Origin of the sequence: Clostridium moniliforme, from assembly GCF_017873235.1 — a bacterium.
In the GTDB taxonomy this organism is placed as follows: Bacteria; Bacillota; Clostridia; order Clostridiales; family Clostridiaceae; genus Clostridium; species Clostridium moniliforme.
On record NZ_JAGGJZ010000001.1, the window covers coordinates 47,544 to 68,850 of the forward strand.

A 21,307-nucleotide genomic window follows, 5' to 3' on the forward strand; every position below is an offset into this window, starting at 1 on the left:
TTATAAGTTTACTTAAATTATAATATTATTTTCATATTTATTATATTAATTTTAAGTTAATATCTAATTATAAATTTTGGATTAAAAAAAGCTTAAGGAATATTCCTTAAGCTTTTTTTAATAGTTTAGAGAAATCTGTGATAAATATTTTTTTATACATTTAATTATATTTAATTGAACTTCTAAGCTCTTTATAGAATCTCCTTCAATATTCAAAGCATGATTTGCACCACTTATATTTATAAGTTTTACTCCATTTATATTCTTTATTTTTTCATTATTTTCTTTTGATAATAATGGATCTGAATCTCCTGTAATTACTAATGAATTTTCTTTTATTCCAATATCTACAGTTTTATTTATAGGGCTTAAATAAATATTTACTATATTATATCCTATGATATTATTGTTTAATATATTTTGAACGCAAGTTCCTATACTCTTTCCTATAAATACTATATTTTTATATTTACAATTTAATGTATTTTTAAGTAATGCAAGAGATTCTTCTACAATAATATTAAATTCACTTTCTGGATGGAAAGTATCTCTTCCAACTTGGAATCCATATTCTATTTTTAATAAATCAAAACCAAGTTCTAAAGCTAATGATGATGAATACTCTAGTGTTGCCCTATCTAAAGTATATCCTATTCCTGGTAACACAACTGCTAATGTGTTACTTCCCTTTCCAACAACTAAAGGCTTTAAATCCATTCCCCAATATGATTTTACTATATTACACATATTCTCATCTTCCTTCTAATATTTATATAATAATATTTCCCTTTTTAAAGTATATCATAAATAAATATATAAACTTTAAACATATTGTTTCAAGTTATAATTTATAAATCTTTTTTTAGATTTATAAGATCATCACTAACATCACTTGCTTTATTTAAACATTTTAATAATAATATATTTTCATAGGATGACTTGTGTTGTATATTATTTATATTTACACAAAAATTATTCTTATCATTTATTTCATTATTAAAAAATTCTTTCATATAATCAAAAATATCATTTATATTACTTATACATTCTTTTATATATATTTTATTTAAGTTATGTTTAGTTTCATTAGAAAATATAATACAATTATGAGCTAATAAAGTTACTAATTCATTATTTTCAAGTAATAATTTTTTAAAGTTCTCATTACTTCTTTTAGAATAATGCATTTCTAACTTACCGCTTATTAAATAAGAAGAATATATTATAAGCCTTAACTCATCTTTATTAAAGTTTCCATTTAATATATCTTCAATTTTACTTAAAAGTATTTTATCTAATTCAATTAATTTGTTTATCATAGTTATAAGCTCAATGTGATTTCTATTTTTTAATATAAAATTATTAGCAAATAATACAGTAACTGCTGATATAGCTGTATATAAGAATCTTAATATTATAGCTTCATTATCTCCCATTGATATTGTAGTTATAGCTAGAGAATAACATGTTAAATAAATAGTCATTGTTCCATAATCACTAAAAGCATACATTAAAAATGTAGTAATTATAAGTATTATTATATGAGATACTTTTCCTGTAAAAATTGAAAAAACTATAAATGAAATACTTAAACCTAAAATTGTTCCATTAAATCTTTGCTTTACTTTTATTTTACTATCTTCATAAAAAGGTAAAGTTAATATAAAGATTGTCATAGGTATCCAATAACCTTTAGGAATAGAAAACATTTTTTCTATAGAAAAGGATGTTGCTATAAGTAAGGCAAGTCTTATTGAAAATCTTATTTTAAATCCATTTAAAGAGAACTTATACTTACTATATTTTTTAAAATATTCTTTTGAATCTTTAAAATTAAGATATCTTTTTAATCCTTCCTTATTTGATTTTTCAGCTTCAATTAATGCCAAAGAATAATAATTTAACATGTAATGAATATAATAATTTATCTCTTTATTATTAAATGAATTTTTTGAGCAAAAGTCTAAAATCATATTACTATAATTTATTTTGTTTTTAATTAACATTTCAAAATTTAAAAATAATTTTCTAAGATTTTTAATACTCTTTTCATTTAAGTTATTTTTATTATCTACAAGTTCTGATACTATATTAATCATATGATGAAATACAACTATAAATGGATAGTATTTTTTCTTTCCACTTGAATAAACAAACCTATTAAGTTCTTTACATATTTCAAATAATTCATATTGTTTATTTTTAATATCTTTAAAATTTCTATTAAGTATAAGCTCTAATTGAATACTTATATTATCCATACCTTCCTTTATTAATTGAAATATTTTAGAATGCACTCCCCTTGGAGATATAATTCTTAATGCAATAAATACTATTATGTAAGATATAAATATAGCTAATAATCTTCTAGGAATCTCATGTATACTTGTAGGGAATATTTGAAGAAATACAAATGCCATTAAATATGGGAAATAGCTACTTGGATTATATTCATCTGTTAAAAAATAAGCTAACACAAAAACTGCTATTAAATTTATAATAAATGTTCCTGCTGAAAGATCACTTGCAACTGAAGCTAAAATTCCTATAAATAAATGAATAAATAAAGGCTTAAATATATTTTTTTCTATTGTTAGATAATTTTTCATTCTTATAAAAGTTAATGTCATATATGGTGCAATTATAATATTATTTAATCCAAAAAACATCAAATTCACACATAATATTGTAAGTGATACTATAGCTTGTGGATATGCTCCTTTAAATTTTTCTTGTAAATTTTTAATATTCATTTTAATTTTCCTTTTATTAATTATTATAATGGTTTATTATACTAAATTTTATTAATTAATTTGTTAACAAATAATTATAAATATGTTAGTTTAACAAAAATACAATCTTTAATGCTATTATTATACAATAAAATAAATTAAATTTTTTCTTTATCTGGTATTTCCTTTATAATATAATATTTAATGTAAGCAATTTTGAAGGGAGGCAAGTTACTTTAAGTCTACTTAAGGTAATGACTATTATGAGTAAAGTAAATATCGATTGGAAAAATTTAGGTTTTGATTATATAAAAACTGATTTTCGTTACATATCAATTTGGGAAGATGGTAAATGGGATGAAGGTAAATTAATAACAGACAATAAACTTACCATTGAAGAAGGTGCCCCTGCACTTCATTACGGTCAACAATGCTTTGAAGGATTAAAGGCATATAGAACAAAAAATGGAGACATTCAATTATTTAGACCTAATAGAAATGCTAAAAGGTTAAATGATAGCTGCAAAAGACTTCTTATGCCAGAAGTTCCAGAAGAAAAATTTATTGATGCATGTATGAAAGTTATTAAAGCTAATGAAGATTATGTTCCTCCATATGGAACAGGTGCTACATTATACTTAAGACCATTTATAATTGGGGTTGGAGATAATATAGGTCTTAAACCAGCTAGTAAATTTATATTTTCTATATTTTGTATTCCTGTTGGTCCATATTTTAAAGGTGGCATGAAACCTGTTAACTTTATGGTGTCTGATTATGATAGAGCTGCTCCAAATGGAACAGGAGCTCAAAAAGTTGGAGGAAATTATGCTGGAAGTCTTATTGCTCAAAAGAAGGCTAAATCTCTTGGTTTTGCTGATGCAATATTCCTAGATCCTGCAACTCATACAAAAATTGAAGAAGTTGGTTCTGCAAATTTCTTTGGTATAACTAAAGATAATAAATTTGTAACTCCACTTTCACCATCAATACTACCTAGTATTACTAAATATTCTCTTCTTGAACTTGCAAGAGATTATTTCAATATGGAAGTAATTGAAGGAGATGTATTTATAGATAAATTAGATATATTTAAAGAAGCAGGCGCTTGTGGAACTGCTGCTGTTATAACTCCTATTGGTGGAATCTTTTATAAAGATAATCTTCATGTTTTTTATAGTGAAACTGAAGTTGGTCCTATAACTAAGAAACTTTATGACACTTTAATTGGAATGCAATTTGGTGATGTAAAGGCTCCAAAAGGATGGATATACAAAGTTAAATAAAAAATAAATATCAATTATTAATTATAAACCCCAAATGTTAAATATACTTTCATTTAATATTTGGGGCTTTTACTTTATATAAATATTATTTTCTATTTATAAGAATTTTCTATTATTTTTACTACTTCATCCTCAGTTAATGGTCTTCTATCTTGTGCAAATACCCTTGTCATAGATGACATTGCTTTTTCTGCAAACATTCTACTTTCTTCTTTTTTAATTCCATAGTCTGACATCTTTAAATCATTAACATTACATTTTTCTCTTAAATCATTTAAAGCTTTTATAAACGCTTCTCCACCTTCAACATCACTCATAGAAGATACATCTACACCTGCTGCTCTTGCCATATCTTTCATTCTCTTTGGCGCAATTGTATTATAAAATCTATAAAATGCATCTGAAATCATTAAAAGGCCTGCTCCATGTTCTAATTTTGGATAAAAAGCGCTTAAAGCATGCTCTATTCCATGTGAAGAAATACTTGAAGAAATTGAAAGCATAAATCCTGATAAAGTATTAGCAATAGCTACCTTTTCTCTAGCTTTTATATTATTTCCATCTTCATAAGCTATTGGTAAATATTTAAATATAAGTTCAATAACTTTAATGGCATACATATCTGATATATCAGAAGCACATTTAGCTAAATATCCTTCTGTTGAATGGAATAATGCATCAAAGCCTTGAAATGCAGTTAATCTTTTAGGAACTGTAAGCATTAATTCAGGATCTACAATAGCTATGTGTGGGAATAATTTTTCGTTTTTTATTCCAATCTTTTCATTAGTTTTGCTATTTGAAATAACTGCAATACCATCTGCTTCTGTGCCAGTACCTGCTGTTGTAGTAATAGCAATAACCTTTAATGGATCATTTTCTATTTTACGTCCCTTTACATATTCCCAGAACTCTCCATCATTTGTTGCCATTAAACTAATTGCTTTTGCAGAATCAATTGAGCTTCCGCCACCCATTCCAATTATAAAATCACAATTTTTCTCTCTAGCTAAATTAGCACCTTCTTCTACATGTTCAATAATAGGATTTTGAAGTATTTTATCAAAAACAACATATTCACAATTATTTTTTTCTAAAAGACTTTTTAGTCTATCTAAATATCCAAACTTTTTCATTGATGTACCAGATGTAATTACAATTAAAGCTTTTTTACCTGGTAAATCTATATTACCTATTTCGTTAAGTTTTCCTTCTCCAAAAAGTATTTTTGTTCCAATATAATAATCTAAATTCATATGTAAAGTCTCCTTTTTTAATGTTTTTTGTATATTATATCACTTGAATATTATTATTTATATAATTTATAAAGATTATATTTGTGAATATTATGTTCATTTTTTGTTTTTTTACTTCCATAATTTATATTATGGAAGTTTCCTAGTATAATATTATATCTTTGTATAATAATTATATCTTTAATTTTTTTGTGTTTTTAATTTTTTATTTTATTTTTAATCATCATTTACGAGTATTTTATTTAAGATATATTTTTTTTAATATTAATTAACTATTTAAAAATATGCTCCAATAGAAAAAACAGATAACACATTAATTTGTGCTATCTGTTTTTTCTGTGTAATTATCATTAAATATAAGTGAAGTTACAAAATATAATACTAGTAAGCTAGAACCTTTAATTAAAAGTTTTACTTTATCTTCTCCTAATAAATATCCACTAAATATTTTTTCTAAAAATATACAAATTACAATTAATACTATTGATACTAATGTTAATATTACTTTAGTATGTCTTTTATTTAGAATTTTATTTGAAACTATAGATTTATATAATTTGCTATGTCTCCAAAAAAGATCTAGAATATAAAACATTCCAGCTATAGCTAGTACATTTAATACATAATTCATATTACTCTTCTAAAGATTTCTCCTTAGTTTCCTCCTCTTTTTCATTCTTTAGTATTTCTAAAATTTTATCCATATTTATATGTTCTTCAAAAAATTCACCTAAATTATCATATTGTTCTAATTTATATTTTTTATAATGTTCTTTTTCTTCCTTACTGTTTTCAATAACTACATTATATTTTTTCTTTAGATCATTTATCAAATTTTTTCTAAATTCTTCACCTTCTAATATTCCATGAATATAAGTTCCAAATACATCTCCCTTTTCATTGCAAAGACCTATTACATTATTATTTTTATCAATAATAAATACTTCTCCATTATCTAGCATTTCTCCAAACCCATTATGAACTTCATATCCATAAACTCTTATGTTAGAAAGACTTTTTAATTCATTTTTCATAGAACAGACAATTCCATTTGAAATAGCTGTTTTTTTATCAGAAGATAATGTAGTATTAAGGGGTAACATATTAAAACCCTTTATAATTTTATTATCTTCTTCATTAGATGAAGAGTCAATTATATTTTTGCCTAACATTTGAAATCCACCGCATATACCCATTACTGTAGCTCCGTTTTTTTGTAATTCTACTATCTTATCATATAAGCCATTTGATTTAATATATTCTAAATCATAAGTTATACTTTTGCTTCCAGGTAATATTATTAAATTAGCTCCTTCTAACTCATTTGGAGTTTTTACATATCTTATATTAACATTCTTTTCAAGTTCTAAAGGATAAAAATCTGTAATATTTGATATATGCTGAAATTTTATTATAGCAACATTAAGACCACTTCTCTTATTGCTTCTAAGCCTTTTGGTAACTGTTTCCTCATTTTCTATTGTTAATTCTTTATAAGGTAATACCCCTAAAACTGGTATGTTTAGTTTCTCTTCAAGAATAGATATATTATTCTTAAATTCATTTATATCACCTTTAACTTTATTTATTATTATTCCTTTTATTAATTTTCTCTCTTCTTCTTTAAGTAACATTACAGTTCCATAAATTGATGGAATTGCCCCACCTTTTTCATCATTTCCTACTAATATTACATCTGAATTTGTCAAGTTTGCTATATAAAAGTTTGACATCTCATTGCATTTTAAATTTACATCAAAGGCACTTCCTCTTCCTTCAACAATTATATTATCGTATTCTTTTGATAATTTTTCAAAACCTTCCTTTAAAAACTCCTTTAAATCTTTGTTTACTTCATCATCATTGCAATTTTCTTTATTACAATAGGATTTTCCATTAACAAATATTTTAGCTTTATTATCTGAAGATGGCTTAATTAAAATAGGATTCATTATTCCTTTTGGAGTTATTTCACAAGCTTCTGATTGAATAAATTGAGCTTTAGCAATTTCTTCACCCATTTTATTTTTAGTTGAATTTAAAGATACATTAATTCCTTTAAAAGGTGCTACATCATATCCTTTTTTCTTTAAAACTCTACATAAAGCTGTTAAAACAGTACTCTTTCCTACAGAAGATGCAGTTCCTAAAACCATTATATTCTTTTTCATTGTATTCACCTCTATAAATTATCTGTAATTAAAATATGATTATAATTATTATTTTTAAATTTCTCACCTATTTTAAAGCCTATTTCATTTTTAAAAATAGGTCCATCATAAACAAAGGTATGATATTCTCCATTTTCACCACAAGGATCTGCACCTGTTTTTTTTATTTTTTCTACAAGAGAATGAGTTAAAACCTTCCCTAAATAGCTTTCATCTAGTTCAGTATCATTACAACATTTTATTATGCTTTTAAATCCATTATCTATAAATTCTTTAGTTAGTTTTTCTCTATCTTCCTGCCAAAGAGGAAATTTTGCTTCCATATTTACATTGTTACATCTATCTGTACACCAAGTTCTATGTCTATCTATATCTATATCTCCAAAGGCACAAAACCTAGCTCCCATAGCTTTACCTTTGTTTAGCGCTTCTTCAAATGCTTTTTCATACTCTTCTCCTATGCAATTAACCTTTATAAGAGAAATAGACAATGCTTCTGATACTTTGTCTAATATATCACTTGGTATTCCATGGAACCAAGATTTATCTTCATTCTTATTCACCGTTACAATAAGGCCTACAGGAATATATCCTTTTTCTATTAATCTATATAATGATAATGTACTATCTTTTCCACAACTATATGATAAAATAAACTTTTCCATTTTTTATTCTCCTTAATTCCACTTTTCTAAAACTTTTAACATAAATTCTCTTATATTTATTCCATAAACCTCTTCAAGTTTTTTAGACTTTAAAATATTTTCACTATAATCTATATCTACTATTTTCCCATCATTTATAAGGACAACTCTATCTGCATATAAATTTACTAAATTTAAATCATGTAAAACACCTATTACTGCCCTGTCTCCTGCTTTACACCACTTTTTTATATTATCCAAAAATTCTATTTGATGTTTAAAATCTAAATGATTAGTTGGTTCATCTAATAATATAACTTTCGGATCTTGTACTATTGTTCTTGCCAAAAATACCCTTTGAAGTTGTCCTCCTGAAAGTTCACTAATATATTTATCTTTAATATTAGTTAAAGATAAATCCTTAATTACATTTTCAACAATTATTTTATCATCTAAACTTAAAGTAGAAAAGGCTCCATTTATATGAGAATACCTTCCTAAAGAAATAGTATCATATACAGTATACGAAAAGTATATTTCTGTTATTTGAGACATTAATGCTATATTCTTAGCTAAATCTTTTCTATTAAAATCCTTTATCTCTTTATTAAATATTTTTATGCTCCCTTTATAATCATTAATATTTGCTATTGCTTTTAATAGAGTACTTTTTCCACATCCATTAGGTCCTATTATACAAAATAATTCATTTTTATTCACCTTAAAACTTACATCTTTAATAATATTAATTTTATTATATCCTGTATATACATTTTTAACTTCTATCACTTTTACACCTACTTCTTTTTAAAATATATATAAGCAAAAAATGGTGCCCCTATTAATGCTGTAATTGCTCCTATTGGAAGTTCTGATGGTGATATTATAGTTCTAGATATTAAATCTGTAATTACCATTAAGCTTCCTCCTAATATAAAAGACATAGGTATTACTAAATTATGTTTAGCTCCAAAAATCTTTCTTACAATATGTGGTGCTATTAAATCTATAAATCCAATTATACCACTTAAAGATATTGCACTTCCTGCTAAAACTGCAGTGAAAACAAAAAGCCTTGTTTTTACTTTGTTAGTATCTACTCCAACTGACTTTGCATTATCTTCACCAAAGGTTAATATATCCATTTCTTTTGTATAAAGTGAAATTCCAAACATTCCTATAAGTAAAAAAGGAATAAATGCGTAAACATAACTCCACCCCTTCATAGAAAAGGATCCCATCTGCCAAAGTGAAATTGCCTTTAGACTATCTCCATTTAATGCTCCAGCTGTTGTAAGTATTGCATTTAAAAATAAAGAAAACACCATTCCAGCTAATATTATAGTGTTATTAGATAAAAATATATCTACTCTTTTTGAAAATGATATTACTATTATAACCGTAAGTAAACCAAATATAAAGCCAACTATTGGTAAAGTAAAATCACCTAAAAATGAAATATTAAATCCAAAAATTATTACTAAAGCTGCTCCAAGGCCTGCCCCTGATGAAACACCTAAAGTATAAGGAGATGCCAGTGGATTTTTTAAAATAGATTGAATGGCTGCACCACTTACTGATAAAGCTCCCCCTATTAAAAATGCTAATAAAACTCTTGGAAATCTAAGTTCCCATATAATTGCAACTTCTTGCCCTGTTATTTTATAATCTAAAGGAATATTTAAAACTTTATTCCCTATTATTGAAAAAATGTCAAATAAATTAATATTGGAACTTCCAATAGAAGTTCCAATACATATTATTAAAAAAGCTATAGGAATAGTTAATAAAGCTTTTTTTCTCTTACTAAAAATTTTTGTATTCATTTGGATATATATCCTTTGCCATTTCTTTTAAAGCTTTTATAATATGCTGTGATGGACGTGATGATGAGTTTGTATCTATTTGATATACAGCTTTATTTTTAACAGCCTTTATAGTATTCCATCCTTTTCTTTCTTCAATTTTTTTAACAGGGTCTTTTATATAATTTACATTTGTTAAAATAACATCTGGATTTTTTTCTATAACTGATTCTGCACTAGGTGAAATCCATCCTTTATCGCTACTAAATATATTTTTTGCTCCAATTATATTTATCATTTCATTTAGGAAAGTTCCTTCTCCAAAACTATAAAGTGAAGGACTTGAGCCTATTTCAAAATAAACAGTCTTTTTATTTTTTATTTTATCTCCAACCTTTTTTATACTATCTATTTCCTTTTTCATATTAGAAACTAATTCTTTTCCTTTATCTTCTGTGTTAGTTAGTTTAGCTAAAAATTCAATATCTCCATATATTCCTTCTATGTTTTCGCTGCTTTTAATATATACAACTGGTATTTTTGCATCTTTAATAGCCTTAAATGGATCGCTACCACCTGCTTTATTATGAGTTGATGCAATTATTATATCTGGTTTAAGGGATACTATCTTTTCAGCATCTGGATGTAAAAAGTCTAATGTAGCAGCATCTTTATTTACACCCTCTATATCCTTTGAATATTTATCTGTTGCAATTATTTTATCTCCAAGACCTAATGCTACTAAAATTTCTGTATTAGATGGTGCAGTAGATATTATTCTATCCATTTTCTTAGGTACATTAAAATCATTTCCTGCCCTATCTTTCATAGTTTTAGTTTTGTTTGTACAACCTGCAAAAATACCTAAAACTAGTATAAAAGAAAGTATTAAAGCAGATATTTTTAATTTTTTTAAATTTCTCATATATGTAACCTCCTATGTAAAACTTATTTATTTTTAAATATTAGATATACTACTAATTCTAATATTTTCATTATCTACTAATATGTTAAGTACGTAACCTCTTCCACAAGATGGCTGCCATTTAAATAAATCTTTTTCATTACTATAAAACTCTTCTAAAATAGTTCCTATAGTTCCTCCATGACATACTAATATAACATTTTTTTTATTTTCTTTTATAAGTTTATTTATAAAAGATTTAAATGTTAATTTTGTTCTTTCTCTATATTGTTTTTTACTTTCTCCATTTTTAATAATATAATTTCCTTCTGTATCCTCTATCCAATTTATATAACCCTTTGAATTTTTTAATTCTTCATAACATTTCATTTCAAAATCCCCAAAATTATATTCTCTAAAACCTTCTTCAATTAAATAATTACAAGTATCAAATAATATACTCATTGTTTCATTAGTTCTTTTTAATCCTGTTGTATAATATCCATCTATGTCCCTATAGGGCTTTTTTAGTTTTATTAATTCTTCTTTCCCTTCTTTTGTAAGAGATATATCTGTCACTCCACAATATAATCTTTTTTCATTAGCTTCAGTTTTTCCATGTCTTATTAAATATAATTTTAATTTATACATCCTTTAAAACCTTCTCTATTCCTAAAAATACTCTTATAACCTTTTCACTATTTAAGGTTAAATACTGAATAGCTCTTCCATGTTCATCTCTCCATACTCTATCTTTCTTTTCAAGAGGAACTATTCCAGAACCTATATCATCAGTAATTATTATCTTATCTTTTAAATTTTCTATATTATCTTCTATGTACTTTAAAACATCTTTATTATTTAAAATTCTTTCCCTAACAAATATGTGAAATCCTGATATAACTTTTTTATTAAAATTAAGTTTATCACAATTACAGTAAAATATGTCTTCATTATTTATTTTATATTTATTTTTTACATAGGATAACTTACCATTATAAGCTCCTCCAAAAACTAATATCATACTTTTTCTCTCCTATATTAATGCTAATAATAATAGTCCTGTAGCTTCACCAATAATTAAACCATAACCTGCTACGTCACCATTTATTCCCCCAAGTTCCTTAATATTTCTATCTGTTTTATATAACATAGCTAAGCACATTATAATTAAAATTCCGTCATATAATATTCCTATAGTAAAAAATATAATAATTAATAGAGCTATTAATATTATAACTTGCAGGCCTCTATCAAAGGAATTTGTTTTAGTTTTAAAAATTTTTACTAAAGTACTTTCTTTTATTTCTTTTTTTATTAATATCATAAGTGCCATAAAGCTTCTTGATATTATAGGAATAAATAATAAAAATAAAACATTTTTATTATCACTTAATATTGTATAAATAGATGCAAATTCAATTATTAATAATATTATTACACTTATTACAGAAAAAGCTCCAGTACAAGAGTCTTTAAGTATTCTAAGTTTTTCTTCTCTATCTCTTCTTGATAAAATTGCATCACATATATCCATATACCCATCTAAATGAAGCATTCCAGTAATAAATATAGGAAATATTAAAAGTATAGCACTTATTAGTACAATATTTATATTAAAATATTTAAGTATATTGTAAAGTGAAAACCAAAGTACTCCTATTATTAATCCAACTGCTGGATAAAACTTTAATATATGCCTTGTATTTTTATCATCCCATTTATATCTTGGAGCAGGTATTACTGAAAACATTGATACTGCCATAAGAAAACTTCTAATATATTTCATTTATTAATTTTCTCCCTTCTACTTCTCCTTTATGTATTTCATAATTGTTGTAAATACATTCAATAACAATATCACAAAATTCTATAATATTTCTATTTAAATAGGCAAGCTCTCTTTTATAATTTTCAGTAAAAGATTCATATATAATTGAATCACTAAAAATATAATCACTTACAATTACAATATTTTTGCAAAAATCACTTAATTCTTTTATATCTTTAGCTATTTTTTCATGTAGCTTTTCTTTTATTCCATCTTTTGTAAACATTTCATTATTTAATAAAGTTGTAACACTATCTAATAGTAGTGTATCATTTTCTTTAATTTTACCTTTTATATTATTTACATCCTTAAAAGCCTCTATAGTTTTAAAGTTTTCACCTTTTCTTCTATTTAAATGACCTTCTATCCTACTTAAATCTTCACTGCAATTTGGTTTCATTGTTGCAATATATATTATGTTATCTGAAGTATTTATTTTTTTGCATAATTTCTCACCAAGAAATGATTTTCCACTTCTAGTTCCACCTATTATTGCTATCTTCATTTATATTCTCCTAAAATTTATGTAAATTATATTTTATAACATTCCTCATCTCTTATTTCATCTAAATACTCACAATTAATTCCTGACTCTTCAAAAGTAGCCATATTTCTTAAAATAGCATTTGCTGTATCTATTATAGAAAAGGCTATTGGACATCCACTTCCTTCTCCAAGTCTCATATCTAAGTTAACCATAGGTTTTAATCCTAACTCATTAATTGCCAAAGAATATCCTATTTCCTGTGATAAATGTGATGCAAATAAATAATCTTTTATATTTTCATTTAATTTAACTGCTAAAAGAGCTGCAACTACTGATATAAATCCATCTATAACTATTGGAGTTTTATAATAACTAGCTCCAATAAAGGCTCCTGTCATTGCAGCTAAATCAAATCCTCCAACCTTCATTAATATATCTATTGGATTATCTTTATTTGGTTTATTAATTTCTAAAGCTTTTTTAATAACCATCTTTTTCTTATTAAATGCATCATTTGTAAGACCTGAACCTCTTCCTACAGCAGCTTCAATATCACATTCTTTTAATGCTATTAAAACTGAACTACTAGTTGTTGTATTTCCTATACCCATTTCTCCAACCCCTAGCACATCATAACCTTCATCATAAGCTTTTTTAGCGGCTTCTATACCTGTTAATATAGCTTGTATACATTCATCTTCAGTCATTGCAGATCCCTTTGCTATATTATTAGTTCCCCTTCTTATTTTTCTATCTATTACCCCTTCAATTTGAAGTGAACTATTTATTCCTACATCAACAATCATAAGGTCACTTCCATTTTCCTTTGCAATTACCCCAACACCTGATAATCCTTTAGTAAAATTAATAGTTTGAGCAACTGTTACATATTGAGGAGTACTTGCAACACCTTCTTCAAAAACTCCATTATCAGCACAAAATATAATAACACATTTCTTTTTAAATTTATTTTTAAGAGAACCTGTTATTCCAGTTATTTTAATTCCTATTTTTTCAAGTTCTCCAAGACTTCCTAATGGCTTTGCTAAAGAATCCATCCTCTCTTTAGCTTCATCCATTATATTTTTATCTGACTTTTCTATATTATTTATTATATTATATAACTCATTTTTTTTGTTTTCCATTTTATATTACTCCTTAATAATATATTCTCCTCTTTTAATTAAATTTTTAACATACTTAAATTAAAAATTAGCTGAATACATACCTAATGCATTCAGCTTAAATAGTTATCTTGATTTTATAACTTTACTTGCCAAAACTAAAAATACAAATGTAATTAATATTGATACTGGCATTATAAATACTGCATATTTTATTCCTATTGAATCTGAAATTACTCCTACAAGTAAACTTAATACTGTATTTACAACACTTCCAAGGGCTATTATTATTCCAGTAATATAAGCTGTATTTTTTTTAAATGTATTACTTATAATAACAACTATAGTTGGAAACATTATTGAAAAGAAAAATCCTGCAGATGACACTATGTATAATCCATTTTTACCAACTAGTAATCCAATAACAAATAAAATACCTCCTATTAAGGAAAATATTTTTACAGCTTTCATTGCCCCTATCTTTTCAACTATAAATCCACCAATTAATCTTCCTATTGTTAATAACAAGAAAAAAATTGATATATATGAAGCTATTTTTGATTCTGTCATATTATTATATGTAGATTTTATATATGTAGGAAGCCATCTTCCTGTACCTTGTTCTGCCATTATATAAAAACCTAATCCTATAAAAAAGAACCAAACTAACTTGTCTTGTAATACTACTAATAAAGAAATTTTTTTCTCTTCTTTTTCTCTTTTTACAGAAGGAAGTTTAATAAATAAAAACATTACAAATACAATTATTGTAAGAATTGCTGATCCTATATAAATTCTTCTCCAACCTACACCATCTGTCATAAGTACTCCAGACAGCTTTTGTGATGCTGAAAGACCAACTCCATATGCAAAGTGAGTTAAATTCATTGCTATTGCCTGTCCTGTAATCCATATTATAGGTATTACTGTATTTGCAGCTATAGACATTAATCCTAAAAATCCTTGAATAATTGCAAAGGCAATTAAAAATATTGTAAAGTTTGGAGACCACGCTTGTAGTAAATTAGTTAATGCTGCTCCAAATAATCCTATTAAAAATAATTTCTTTTGCCCTATTTTTTCGCAAAGTGCTCCCCCTACATAGTTACATATTAAGTATGCTATTGTACCAAACATAAACATTAATGATAACTTTGTATCTGTTATATGAAAGTCATTTTTTATTGGAACTGTAAATATGTTTATTAATCCTTCTGTTATTGCAGTTATTATCATAACAAAATAAATTAATGTAGTTGCTATAATTTTACTTTTTTTATTCATTTTTTCATTCCCTCATTTCTATACAAACAAATGTATTATAGCATAGATTTGTTTGTATTATAAAGGGAAAACTAGAAGTTAAAATATATAACTTCTAGTTTTAATAGTTAATTAAACGTTAATTTCACTTTTAACTTCTATAGCATCTTTGTTCTTATCTATAATTGGAGTTACATATTCATCAATAAATTCTACAACTTGACTTGGAGCTCTACCGATAAATTTATTTGGATCTATAATCTCTCTAATTTCTTCTTCTTTAAGACTAAAAGTATTATCACTAATTATTCTTTCTATTAGATCATTATTAAGACCTTCTCCTTTTACTCTTTGAGCTGCAGCCATTGAGTGAGTTCTTATCTTTTCATGAAGTTCTTGTCTATCTCCACCTCTTTTTACAGCTTCCATCATTATATTTTCTGTAGCCATAAAAGGTAATTCATTATTTACATGAGCTGCAATTACTTTATCATATACAACCATGTTTTCAGCTATATTTATATAAAGATTTAAAACACCATCTAAAGCTAAAAATCCTTCAGCTATTGATAATCTCTTATTAGCTGAATCATCTAAAGTTCTTTCAAACCATTGTGTTGAAGCTGTAATTGCTGGATTTAAAGCATCCACTATTACATATCTTGCAAGAGCCCCCATTCTTTCACTTCTCATAGGATTTCTCTTATACGCCATTGCAGATGAACCTATTTGATGCTTTTCAAAAGGCTCTTCAACTTCTTTCATACTTTGAAGTAATCTTAAATCATTACTAAACTTATAAGCACTTTGTGCAACTTCTGATAGTGTGTTTAAAACTATTGAATCAAGCTTTCTTGGATAAGTTTGGCCTGTTACTGCATAACATTTAGAAAAGCCCATCTTTTCAGCTACTTTTTTATCTAATAATTTAACTTTTTCTTCATCATTTTCGAAAAGATTCATAAAACTTGCTTGTGTTCCTGTTGTTCCCTTAACTCCTCTAAGCTTTAAAGTGCTTAAAAGGAAATCTATATTTTCTATATCCATTACTAAATCTTGCATCCATAATGTTGCTCTCTTACCTACTGTAGTAAGCTGCGCTGGTTGAAAATGAGTAAATCCAAGAGTTGGCATATCTTTATATTTTAAAGCGAATTTACTTAATCTATCTAATACAGTAACAATTTTCTTTTTAACTAAAAGTAATGCATCTCTCATTATAATAATATCTGTATTATCTCCAACATAGCAACTTGTTGCCCCAAGATGTATTATTCCCTTAGCATTTGGACATTGTAATCCATAAGCATAAACATGGCTCATAACGTCATGTCTTACTTCTTTTTCTCTTTTTATAGCTTCTTCATAATTTATATTATCTACATTATTTCTTAATTCTTCTATTTGCTTATCTGTTATATTAAGACCTAATTCCTTTTCACCTTCTGCTAATGCTAACCATAATTTTCTCCAGGTTGTAAACTTCTTATCATCAGAAAAAATATAACTCATTTCTTTTGATGCATATCTTGAATTTAATGGTGTGCTATATAAATCTCTCATCTAAAAGTACCTCCGTACGAATATATTTTTAATATTAAATAATATAGTTCGTATTATAACATAATATTTTTTTATTTTCACCTTTTTATTAAAAAATTTTTGATAAGGTCATTATTTATATAATAATTTCATATATATATTTTAGATAGTAATTGGAGGAGATTTTTATGTGTAAGATAAACATATTAGACAAACTGTCCTTTATTCTAGTTATAATTGGAGCTTTAAATTGGGGCTTTATAGGTTTATTAAACTTCAACTTATTTACATTTATAACTTGTAGTATACCTGTAATATCTAGAATACTATATATACTTATAGCATTATCTGGAATTAACTTAATAAGCCTTTTATTTAGGTGTAAATTCATTTCTCTAAAATAAAATATATGTAAATTTTTATATACATATATTTTTATAAAGAAAAAGGTTCCTATAAAATAGGAACCTTTTATCTTTAATAATTAATCTTCTAAGTTTTCGATTAATTTTGAAATTTCTTCTACAGCTAAAGCTTCGTCATCTCCTGAAGCAATAACGTTTACTGTTGAATTAGCTGTTACTGCTAATGAAAGAACTCCAATTAAGCTCTTAACGTTTGCTTTCTTTCCGTTAAATTCTATGCTTACATCTGATTTGAATGAAGACGCTTTTTTAACTAATAAAGTTGCTGGTCTAGCATGTAAACCTGTAGCGTTTTTAACTAAAACCTCTTTAGATATCATGTAAATACACCTCTTTGCTTTATTTTTATAGGTTAATGTTTTATTAACCATTTCATTATAAATGTTTTTTAGAAAAATTTCAACCATTGTATAATTTAATTAAATATAATTTTTTAACTTTTAATTATCTAGGTTGTACAATAAGTTTTATAGCTGTTCTTTCTTCCCCATCTATAACTATATCAGTAAAAGCTGGTACACATATTATATCTTTTCCGCTTGGTGCCACAAAGCCTCTTGCTATAGCAATTGCCTTAATTGCTTGGTTTATTGCTCCTGCTCCTACTGCTTGAATTTCTACAATATTTTTTTCTTTTATTATTGCAGCTAATGCTCCTGCTACTGAATTTGGGTTTGATTTTGTTGAAACTTTTAATACTTCCATTCTTATTTCTCCTCCTACATTTTACTAATCGTTTACATCAATGCTATGCTTTTGCAATATCATGACACAATATATATATTCTACTTTTATTTTAAAACTCCTTTATTTTTCTTTTATAATATAAAAAATACATTTTGTAAAACAAAATGTATTTTAATGTTTATTATTTTATTTAGCAAAATCAGTTGCTCTAGTTTCCCTAATAACATTGATTTTTATTTGACCTGGATATTCTAATTGTTCTTCTATACTCTTTGCAAGATTTCTAGCAAGTTCAACTGATCCAGCATCGTCAATTTGATCTGGTTTAACCATAATTCTAATCTCTCTACCAGCTTGAATGGCATATGACTTTTCTACACCTTCATATGAGTTAGCTATTTCTTCTAACTTCTCTAATCTCTTTATATATGCCTCCAATGTTTCTCTTCTTGCTCCTGGTCTTGCTGCTGATATTGCATCTGCTGCCTGAACCAATATTGCCTCTAAAGATTGCATTTCAACATCTCCATGATGGGCTCCTATTGCATTTACTACTAATTTTGATTCACCATATTTCTTAGCAAGATCTGCCCCAATAATTGCATGAGGTCCTTCTTGCTCTTGATCTACAGCTTTTCCTATATCATGTAATAAACCGCTTCTTCTAGCTAGAGTAACATCTAAACCTAATTCTGAAGCCATCAAACCAGCTAAGTATGAAACTTCTATGGAATGTTTTAAAACATTTTGACCATAACTAGTTCTATACTTTAATCTACCAAGTAATCTTGTAAGCTCTGGATGAAGACCATGAACAGCTGTTTCAAGTGTCGCTTGTTCTCCTTCTTCCTTAATGTCATTTTCAACATCTTTCTTAGCTCTTTCTACCATCTCTTCGATTCTTGCCGGATGTATTCTACCATCTACTATTAACTTTTCTAGTGCCATTCTAGCAACTTCTCTCCTAATCGGATCAAAACTTGATAAAATTACTGCCTCTGGAGTATCATCTATAATTAAGTCAACTCCTGTTAAAGTTTCTAGGGTTCTAATGTTTCTTCCTTCTCTACCTATTATTCTTCCCTTCATCTCATCATTTGGTAAAGCTACAACGTGTACAGTAGTTTCTGAAACATGATCAGCAGCACATCTTTGTATTGCTGTTGTAATTATTTCTCTCGCCTTCTTATCAGCTTCTTCTTTTGCCTTGCTTTCAATATCTTTTATCATGATAGCAGATTCATGAGAAACTTCTTTCTTTACTTCTTCTAAAATAATTTGACGAGCCTCTTCACTTGAAAGATTAGCAACTCTTTCAAGTTCTTCTCTTCTCTTCTCATGAAGATTATTAGCTTCTTTCTCTAACTGTTCAATGTCATTAATTCTACCATTAATGGTTTCTTCTTTCTTTTCAAGAAAATCACTCTTTTTATCAAGGGATTCTTCTCTTTGTAAAACTCTTCTTTCAAGTCTTTGGATTTCATTTCTTCTCTCACGAGAATCCTTTTCTAAATCACTTCTTAATCTATGAACCTCTTCTTTTGCTTCAAGGATAGCTTCTTTCTTCATAGCTTCTGCTTCTCTTTTTGCATCTTCTACAAGCTTTTCAGCTTCTTTTTCAAGAGATTCTACTTTATTTTTTGATGTACTTTGTATTGTTTTATAAAGTACTATTCCTAATATTAACAGCACAACTATATCAATTATAATCATTGGTACAATTTGTGGCATATTAACACCCCCTCGCTTATTTTTAAGTGAAAGCGTAGTAGGTGTCATAATGTGTTCTCACTGTTATCTTTGGAATATGATAAACCAGTATTTGTTATTATTGTATAGTAAAAATAAAATTATGTCAAGTTGAGTAACTTTAAGTGTTAAATCTATCTCCTTCTTTATTATTCTCATAAATTCTCTTTTTTACTCTAATTTTTACCTTAATTTATTTATTTTAAGTAAACCTTTACTATTCAAAATTTATCTTTTAATATAAAAAGTGAAGTATCCTATTTTAAGATACTTCACTTATAATTTGTTTAATTATTTATCTTCCTTTTCTTTGGAACTTATTTCTTCTTTTGTTTTCTCTACAGCCTTAGCAATAGGAAGATTATGTTTTGCTCTAATTTGATTTTCAATATCTAATGCTACTTCTGGATTTTCTTTTAAATATCCCTTTGCATTTTCTCTACCTTGACCTAATCTTATATCTCCATATGAGAACCATGCTCCACTTTTTTGTACAATTTCTTCTTTAACACCAACATCTATTATATTTCCTTCTCTAGAAATACCTTCATTATACATAATATCAAATTCTGCTTGTCTAAATGGTGGTGCAACTTTATTTTTTATTATTTTTACTCTTGTTCTATTACCTACAATATTTTCACCTTGTTTTATTGAATCAATCCTTCTTACATCCATTCTAACTGATGCATAGAACTTTAAAGCTCTTCCTCCTGGAGTTGTTTCTGGATTACCAAACATTACTCCAACTTTTTCTCTTAATTGGTTTATAAATACTGCAACACAGTTTGTTTTACTTATTGTTCCAGCTAATTTTCTAAGGGCTTGTGACATAAGTCTTGCTTGAAGACCTACATGAGAATCTCCCATTTCCCCTTCAATTTCAGCTCTTGGTACAAGAGCTGCAACTGAATCGACAACTATAACATCAATAGCTCCTGAACGAACTAAAGCTTCTGCTATTTCTAATCCTTGTTCTCCTGTGTCTGGTTGAGATACTATTAAATTTTCTGTATCAACACCAATTTTTCTAGCATATGAAGGATCTAAAGCATGCTCAGCATCAATAAAGCCAACTGCTCCTCCTAATTTTTGAGCTTCAGCTACAATATGAAGTGCAACTGTTGTTTTACCGGAACTTTCTGGTCCATATATTTCAATAATTCTTCCTCTTGGAACTCCGCCTATTCCAAGTCCAATATCTAAATCCAAGCAACCAGTTGATATACAATCTACATTTAAAGTAGATTCTTCACCTAATTTCATAACTGATCCTTTACCAAATTGTTTTTCTATTTGTCCCATAGCAGCTTCAATTGCCTTTAATTTATTTGAATCTATATTATTCATAAATACACCATCCTCTCATCGAACTTATGTTCTGTATATAATTATAAATTA

At 26.4% G+C, this 21,307-nt stretch carries 22 protein-coding genes; 2 read left to right on the forward strand and 20 right to left on the reverse strand.

Annotated elements, in window-relative coordinates:
- Positions 1-117: 117 nt before the first annotated feature.
- Together J2Z53_RS00250 and J2Z53_RS00255 are read right to left on the reverse strand one after the other, a co-directional pair.
- The gene (locus tag J2Z53_RS00250) at positions 118-747 is read right to left on the reverse strand and encodes an alpha/beta hydrolase (protein ID WP_209795212.1); all 630 of its coding nucleotides are present in this window, start codon (positions 745-747) and stop codon (positions 118-120) included.
- Positions 748-848: 101 nt separating this feature from the next.
- Positions 849-2,753, reverse strand: coding sequence for an FUSC family protein (locus tag J2Z53_RS00255; protein ID WP_209795213.1), 1,905 nt, complete (start codon positions 2,751-2,753; stop codon positions 849-851).
- Between the two features lie 242 nt (positions 2,754-2,995).
- Between J2Z53_RS00255 and J2Z53_RS00260 the strand changes: the two genes are divergently transcribed.
- Positions 2,996-4,018: a branched-chain amino acid aminotransferase gene (locus J2Z53_RS00260; RefSeq protein ID WP_209795214.1), complete on the forward strand. Its 1,023-nt coding sequence runs from the start codon at positions 2,996-2,998 to the stop codon at positions 4,016-4,018.
- A gap of 92 nt (positions 4,019-4,110) precedes the next feature.
- Here the strand turns inward: J2Z53_RS00260 and J2Z53_RS00265 are convergent, their stop codons facing one another.
- The 14 genes from J2Z53_RS00265 to purB all read right to left on the reverse strand — a co-directional run bounded on the left by J2Z53_RS00265 (position 4,111) and on the right by purB (position 17,066).
- Entirely contained in the window at positions 4,111-5,274 is a 1,164-nt protein-coding gene (locus J2Z53_RS00265) for an iron-containing alcohol dehydrogenase (protein ID WP_209795215.1), read from the reverse strand.
- A 313-nt stretch (positions 5,275-5,587) separates the two neighbouring features.
- Positions 5,588-5,905: a hypothetical protein gene (locus J2Z53_RS00270; protein ID WP_209795216.1), complete on the reverse strand. Its 318-nt coding sequence runs from the start codon at positions 5,903-5,905 to the stop codon at positions 5,588-5,590.
- A 1-nt stretch (position 5,906) separates the two neighbouring features.
- Entirely contained in the window at positions 5,907-7,445 is a 1,539-nt protein-coding gene (locus tag J2Z53_RS00275) for a cobyric acid synthase (RefSeq protein WP_209795217.1), read from the reverse strand.
- Between the two features lie 11 nt (positions 7,446-7,456).
- On the reverse strand, positions 7,457-8,110 hold the full coding sequence (locus J2Z53_RS00280; protein ID WP_209795218.1) for a Dph6-related ATP pyrophosphatase: 654 nt from the start codon (positions 8,108-8,110) through the stop codon (positions 7,457-7,459).
- A 12-nt stretch (positions 8,111-8,122) separates the two neighbouring features.
- Positions 8,123-8,878 carry an ABC transporter ATP-binding protein gene (locus J2Z53_RS00285; protein WP_209795219.1) on the reverse strand — a complete coding sequence of 252 codons (756 nt, stop codon included), beginning with the start codon at positions 8,876-8,878 and terminating at the stop codon, positions 8,123-8,125.
- Positions 8,879-8,886: 8 nt separating this feature from the next.
- Positions 8,887-9,915, reverse strand: a complete 1,029-nt coding sequence (locus J2Z53_RS00290) for a FecCD family ABC transporter permease (RefSeq protein ID WP_209795220.1) — start codon at positions 9,913-9,915, stop codon at positions 8,887-8,889.
- Positions 9,896-10,819 carry an ABC transporter substrate-binding protein gene (locus J2Z53_RS00295; protein WP_209795221.1) on the reverse strand — a complete coding sequence of 308 codons (924 nt, stop codon included), beginning with the start codon at positions 10,817-10,819 and terminating at the stop codon, positions 9,896-9,898. The genes J2Z53_RS00290 and J2Z53_RS00295 overlap by 20 nt, the downstream gene beginning before the upstream one ends.
- 33 nt (positions 10,820-10,852) lie before the next feature.
- On the reverse strand, positions 10,853-11,449 hold the full coding sequence (locus tag J2Z53_RS00300; RefSeq protein WP_209795222.1) for a histidine phosphatase family protein: 597 nt from the start codon (positions 11,447-11,449) through the stop codon (positions 10,853-10,855).
- A complete protein-coding gene (locus tag J2Z53_RS00305; protein ID WP_209795223.1) occupies positions 11,442-11,822 on the reverse strand; it encodes a bifunctional adenosylcobinamide kinase/adenosylcobinamide-phosphate guanylyltransferase in 381 nt (126 codons plus the stop codon). The genes J2Z53_RS00300 and J2Z53_RS00305 overlap by 8 nt, the downstream gene beginning before the upstream one ends.
- A 12-nt stretch (positions 11,823-11,834) precedes the next feature.
- Complete coding sequence (locus J2Z53_RS00310) at positions 11,835-12,587, reverse strand: adenosylcobinamide-GDP ribazoletransferase (protein WP_209795224.1); 753 nt, start codon at positions 12,585-12,587, stop codon at positions 11,835-11,837.
- A complete protein-coding gene (locus J2Z53_RS00315; RefSeq protein ID WP_209795225.1) occupies positions 12,574-13,134 on the reverse strand; it encodes a bifunctional adenosylcobinamide kinase/adenosylcobinamide-phosphate guanylyltransferase in 561 nt (186 codons plus the stop codon). The genes J2Z53_RS00310 and J2Z53_RS00315 overlap by 14 nt, the downstream gene beginning before the upstream one ends.
- Positions 13,135-13,160: 26 nt before the next feature.
- A complete protein-coding gene (gene cobT, locus J2Z53_RS00320) occupies positions 13,161-14,261 on the reverse strand; it encodes a nicotinate-nucleotide--dimethylbenzimidazole phosphoribosyltransferase (RefSeq protein WP_209795226.1) in 1,101 nt (366 codons plus the stop codon).
- 105 nt (positions 14,262-14,366) lie between these two features.
- Positions 14,367-15,524 (reverse strand): MFS transporter, encoded by a 1,158-nt coding sequence (locus tag J2Z53_RS00325; RefSeq protein WP_209795227.1) that lies wholly within the window; start codon positions 15,522-15,524, stop codon positions 14,367-14,369.
- A gap of 111 nt (positions 15,525-15,635) precedes the next feature.
- The gene (gene purB / locus J2Z53_RS00330; RefSeq protein ID WP_209795228.1) at positions 15,636-17,066 is read right to left on the reverse strand and encodes an adenylosuccinate lyase; all 1,431 of its coding nucleotides are present in this window, start codon (positions 17,064-17,066) and stop codon (positions 15,636-15,638) included.
- 167 nt (positions 17,067-17,233) lie between these two features.
- Here purB and J2Z53_RS00335 point away from each other — a divergent pair, with 167 nt between their 5' ends.
- On the forward strand, positions 17,234-17,449 hold the full coding sequence (locus tag J2Z53_RS00335; RefSeq protein ID WP_209795229.1) for a DUF378 domain-containing protein: 216 nt from the start codon (positions 17,234-17,236) through the stop codon (positions 17,447-17,449).
- Positions 17,450-17,529: 80 nt separating this feature from the next.
- On the opposite strand, the gene J2Z53_RS00340 is transcribed toward J2Z53_RS00335, so the two are convergent.
- From J2Z53_RS00340 to recA, 4 genes are all read right to left on the reverse strand, one after another.
- Positions 17,530-17,790: an HPr family phosphocarrier protein gene (locus tag J2Z53_RS00340; RefSeq protein ID WP_209795230.1), complete on the reverse strand. Its 261-nt coding sequence runs from the start codon at positions 17,788-17,790 to the stop codon at positions 17,530-17,532.
- 124 nt (positions 17,791-17,914) lie between these two features.
- A complete protein-coding gene (locus J2Z53_RS00345) occupies positions 17,915-18,175 on the reverse strand; it encodes a stage V sporulation protein S (protein ID WP_209795231.1) in 261 nt (86 codons plus the stop codon).
- Positions 18,176-18,343: 168 nt separating this feature from the next.
- Complete coding sequence (gene rny, locus J2Z53_RS00350; protein ID WP_209795232.1) at positions 18,344-19,888, reverse strand: ribonuclease Y; 1,545 nt, start codon at positions 19,886-19,888, stop codon at positions 18,344-18,346.
- 309 nt (positions 19,889-20,197) lie between these two features.
- Complete coding sequence (gene recA, locus J2Z53_RS00355) at positions 20,198-21,256, reverse strand: recombinase RecA (protein WP_209795233.1); 1,059 nt, start codon at positions 21,254-21,256, stop codon at positions 20,198-20,200.
- Between the last annotated feature and the right edge of the window lie 51 nt (positions 21,257-21,307).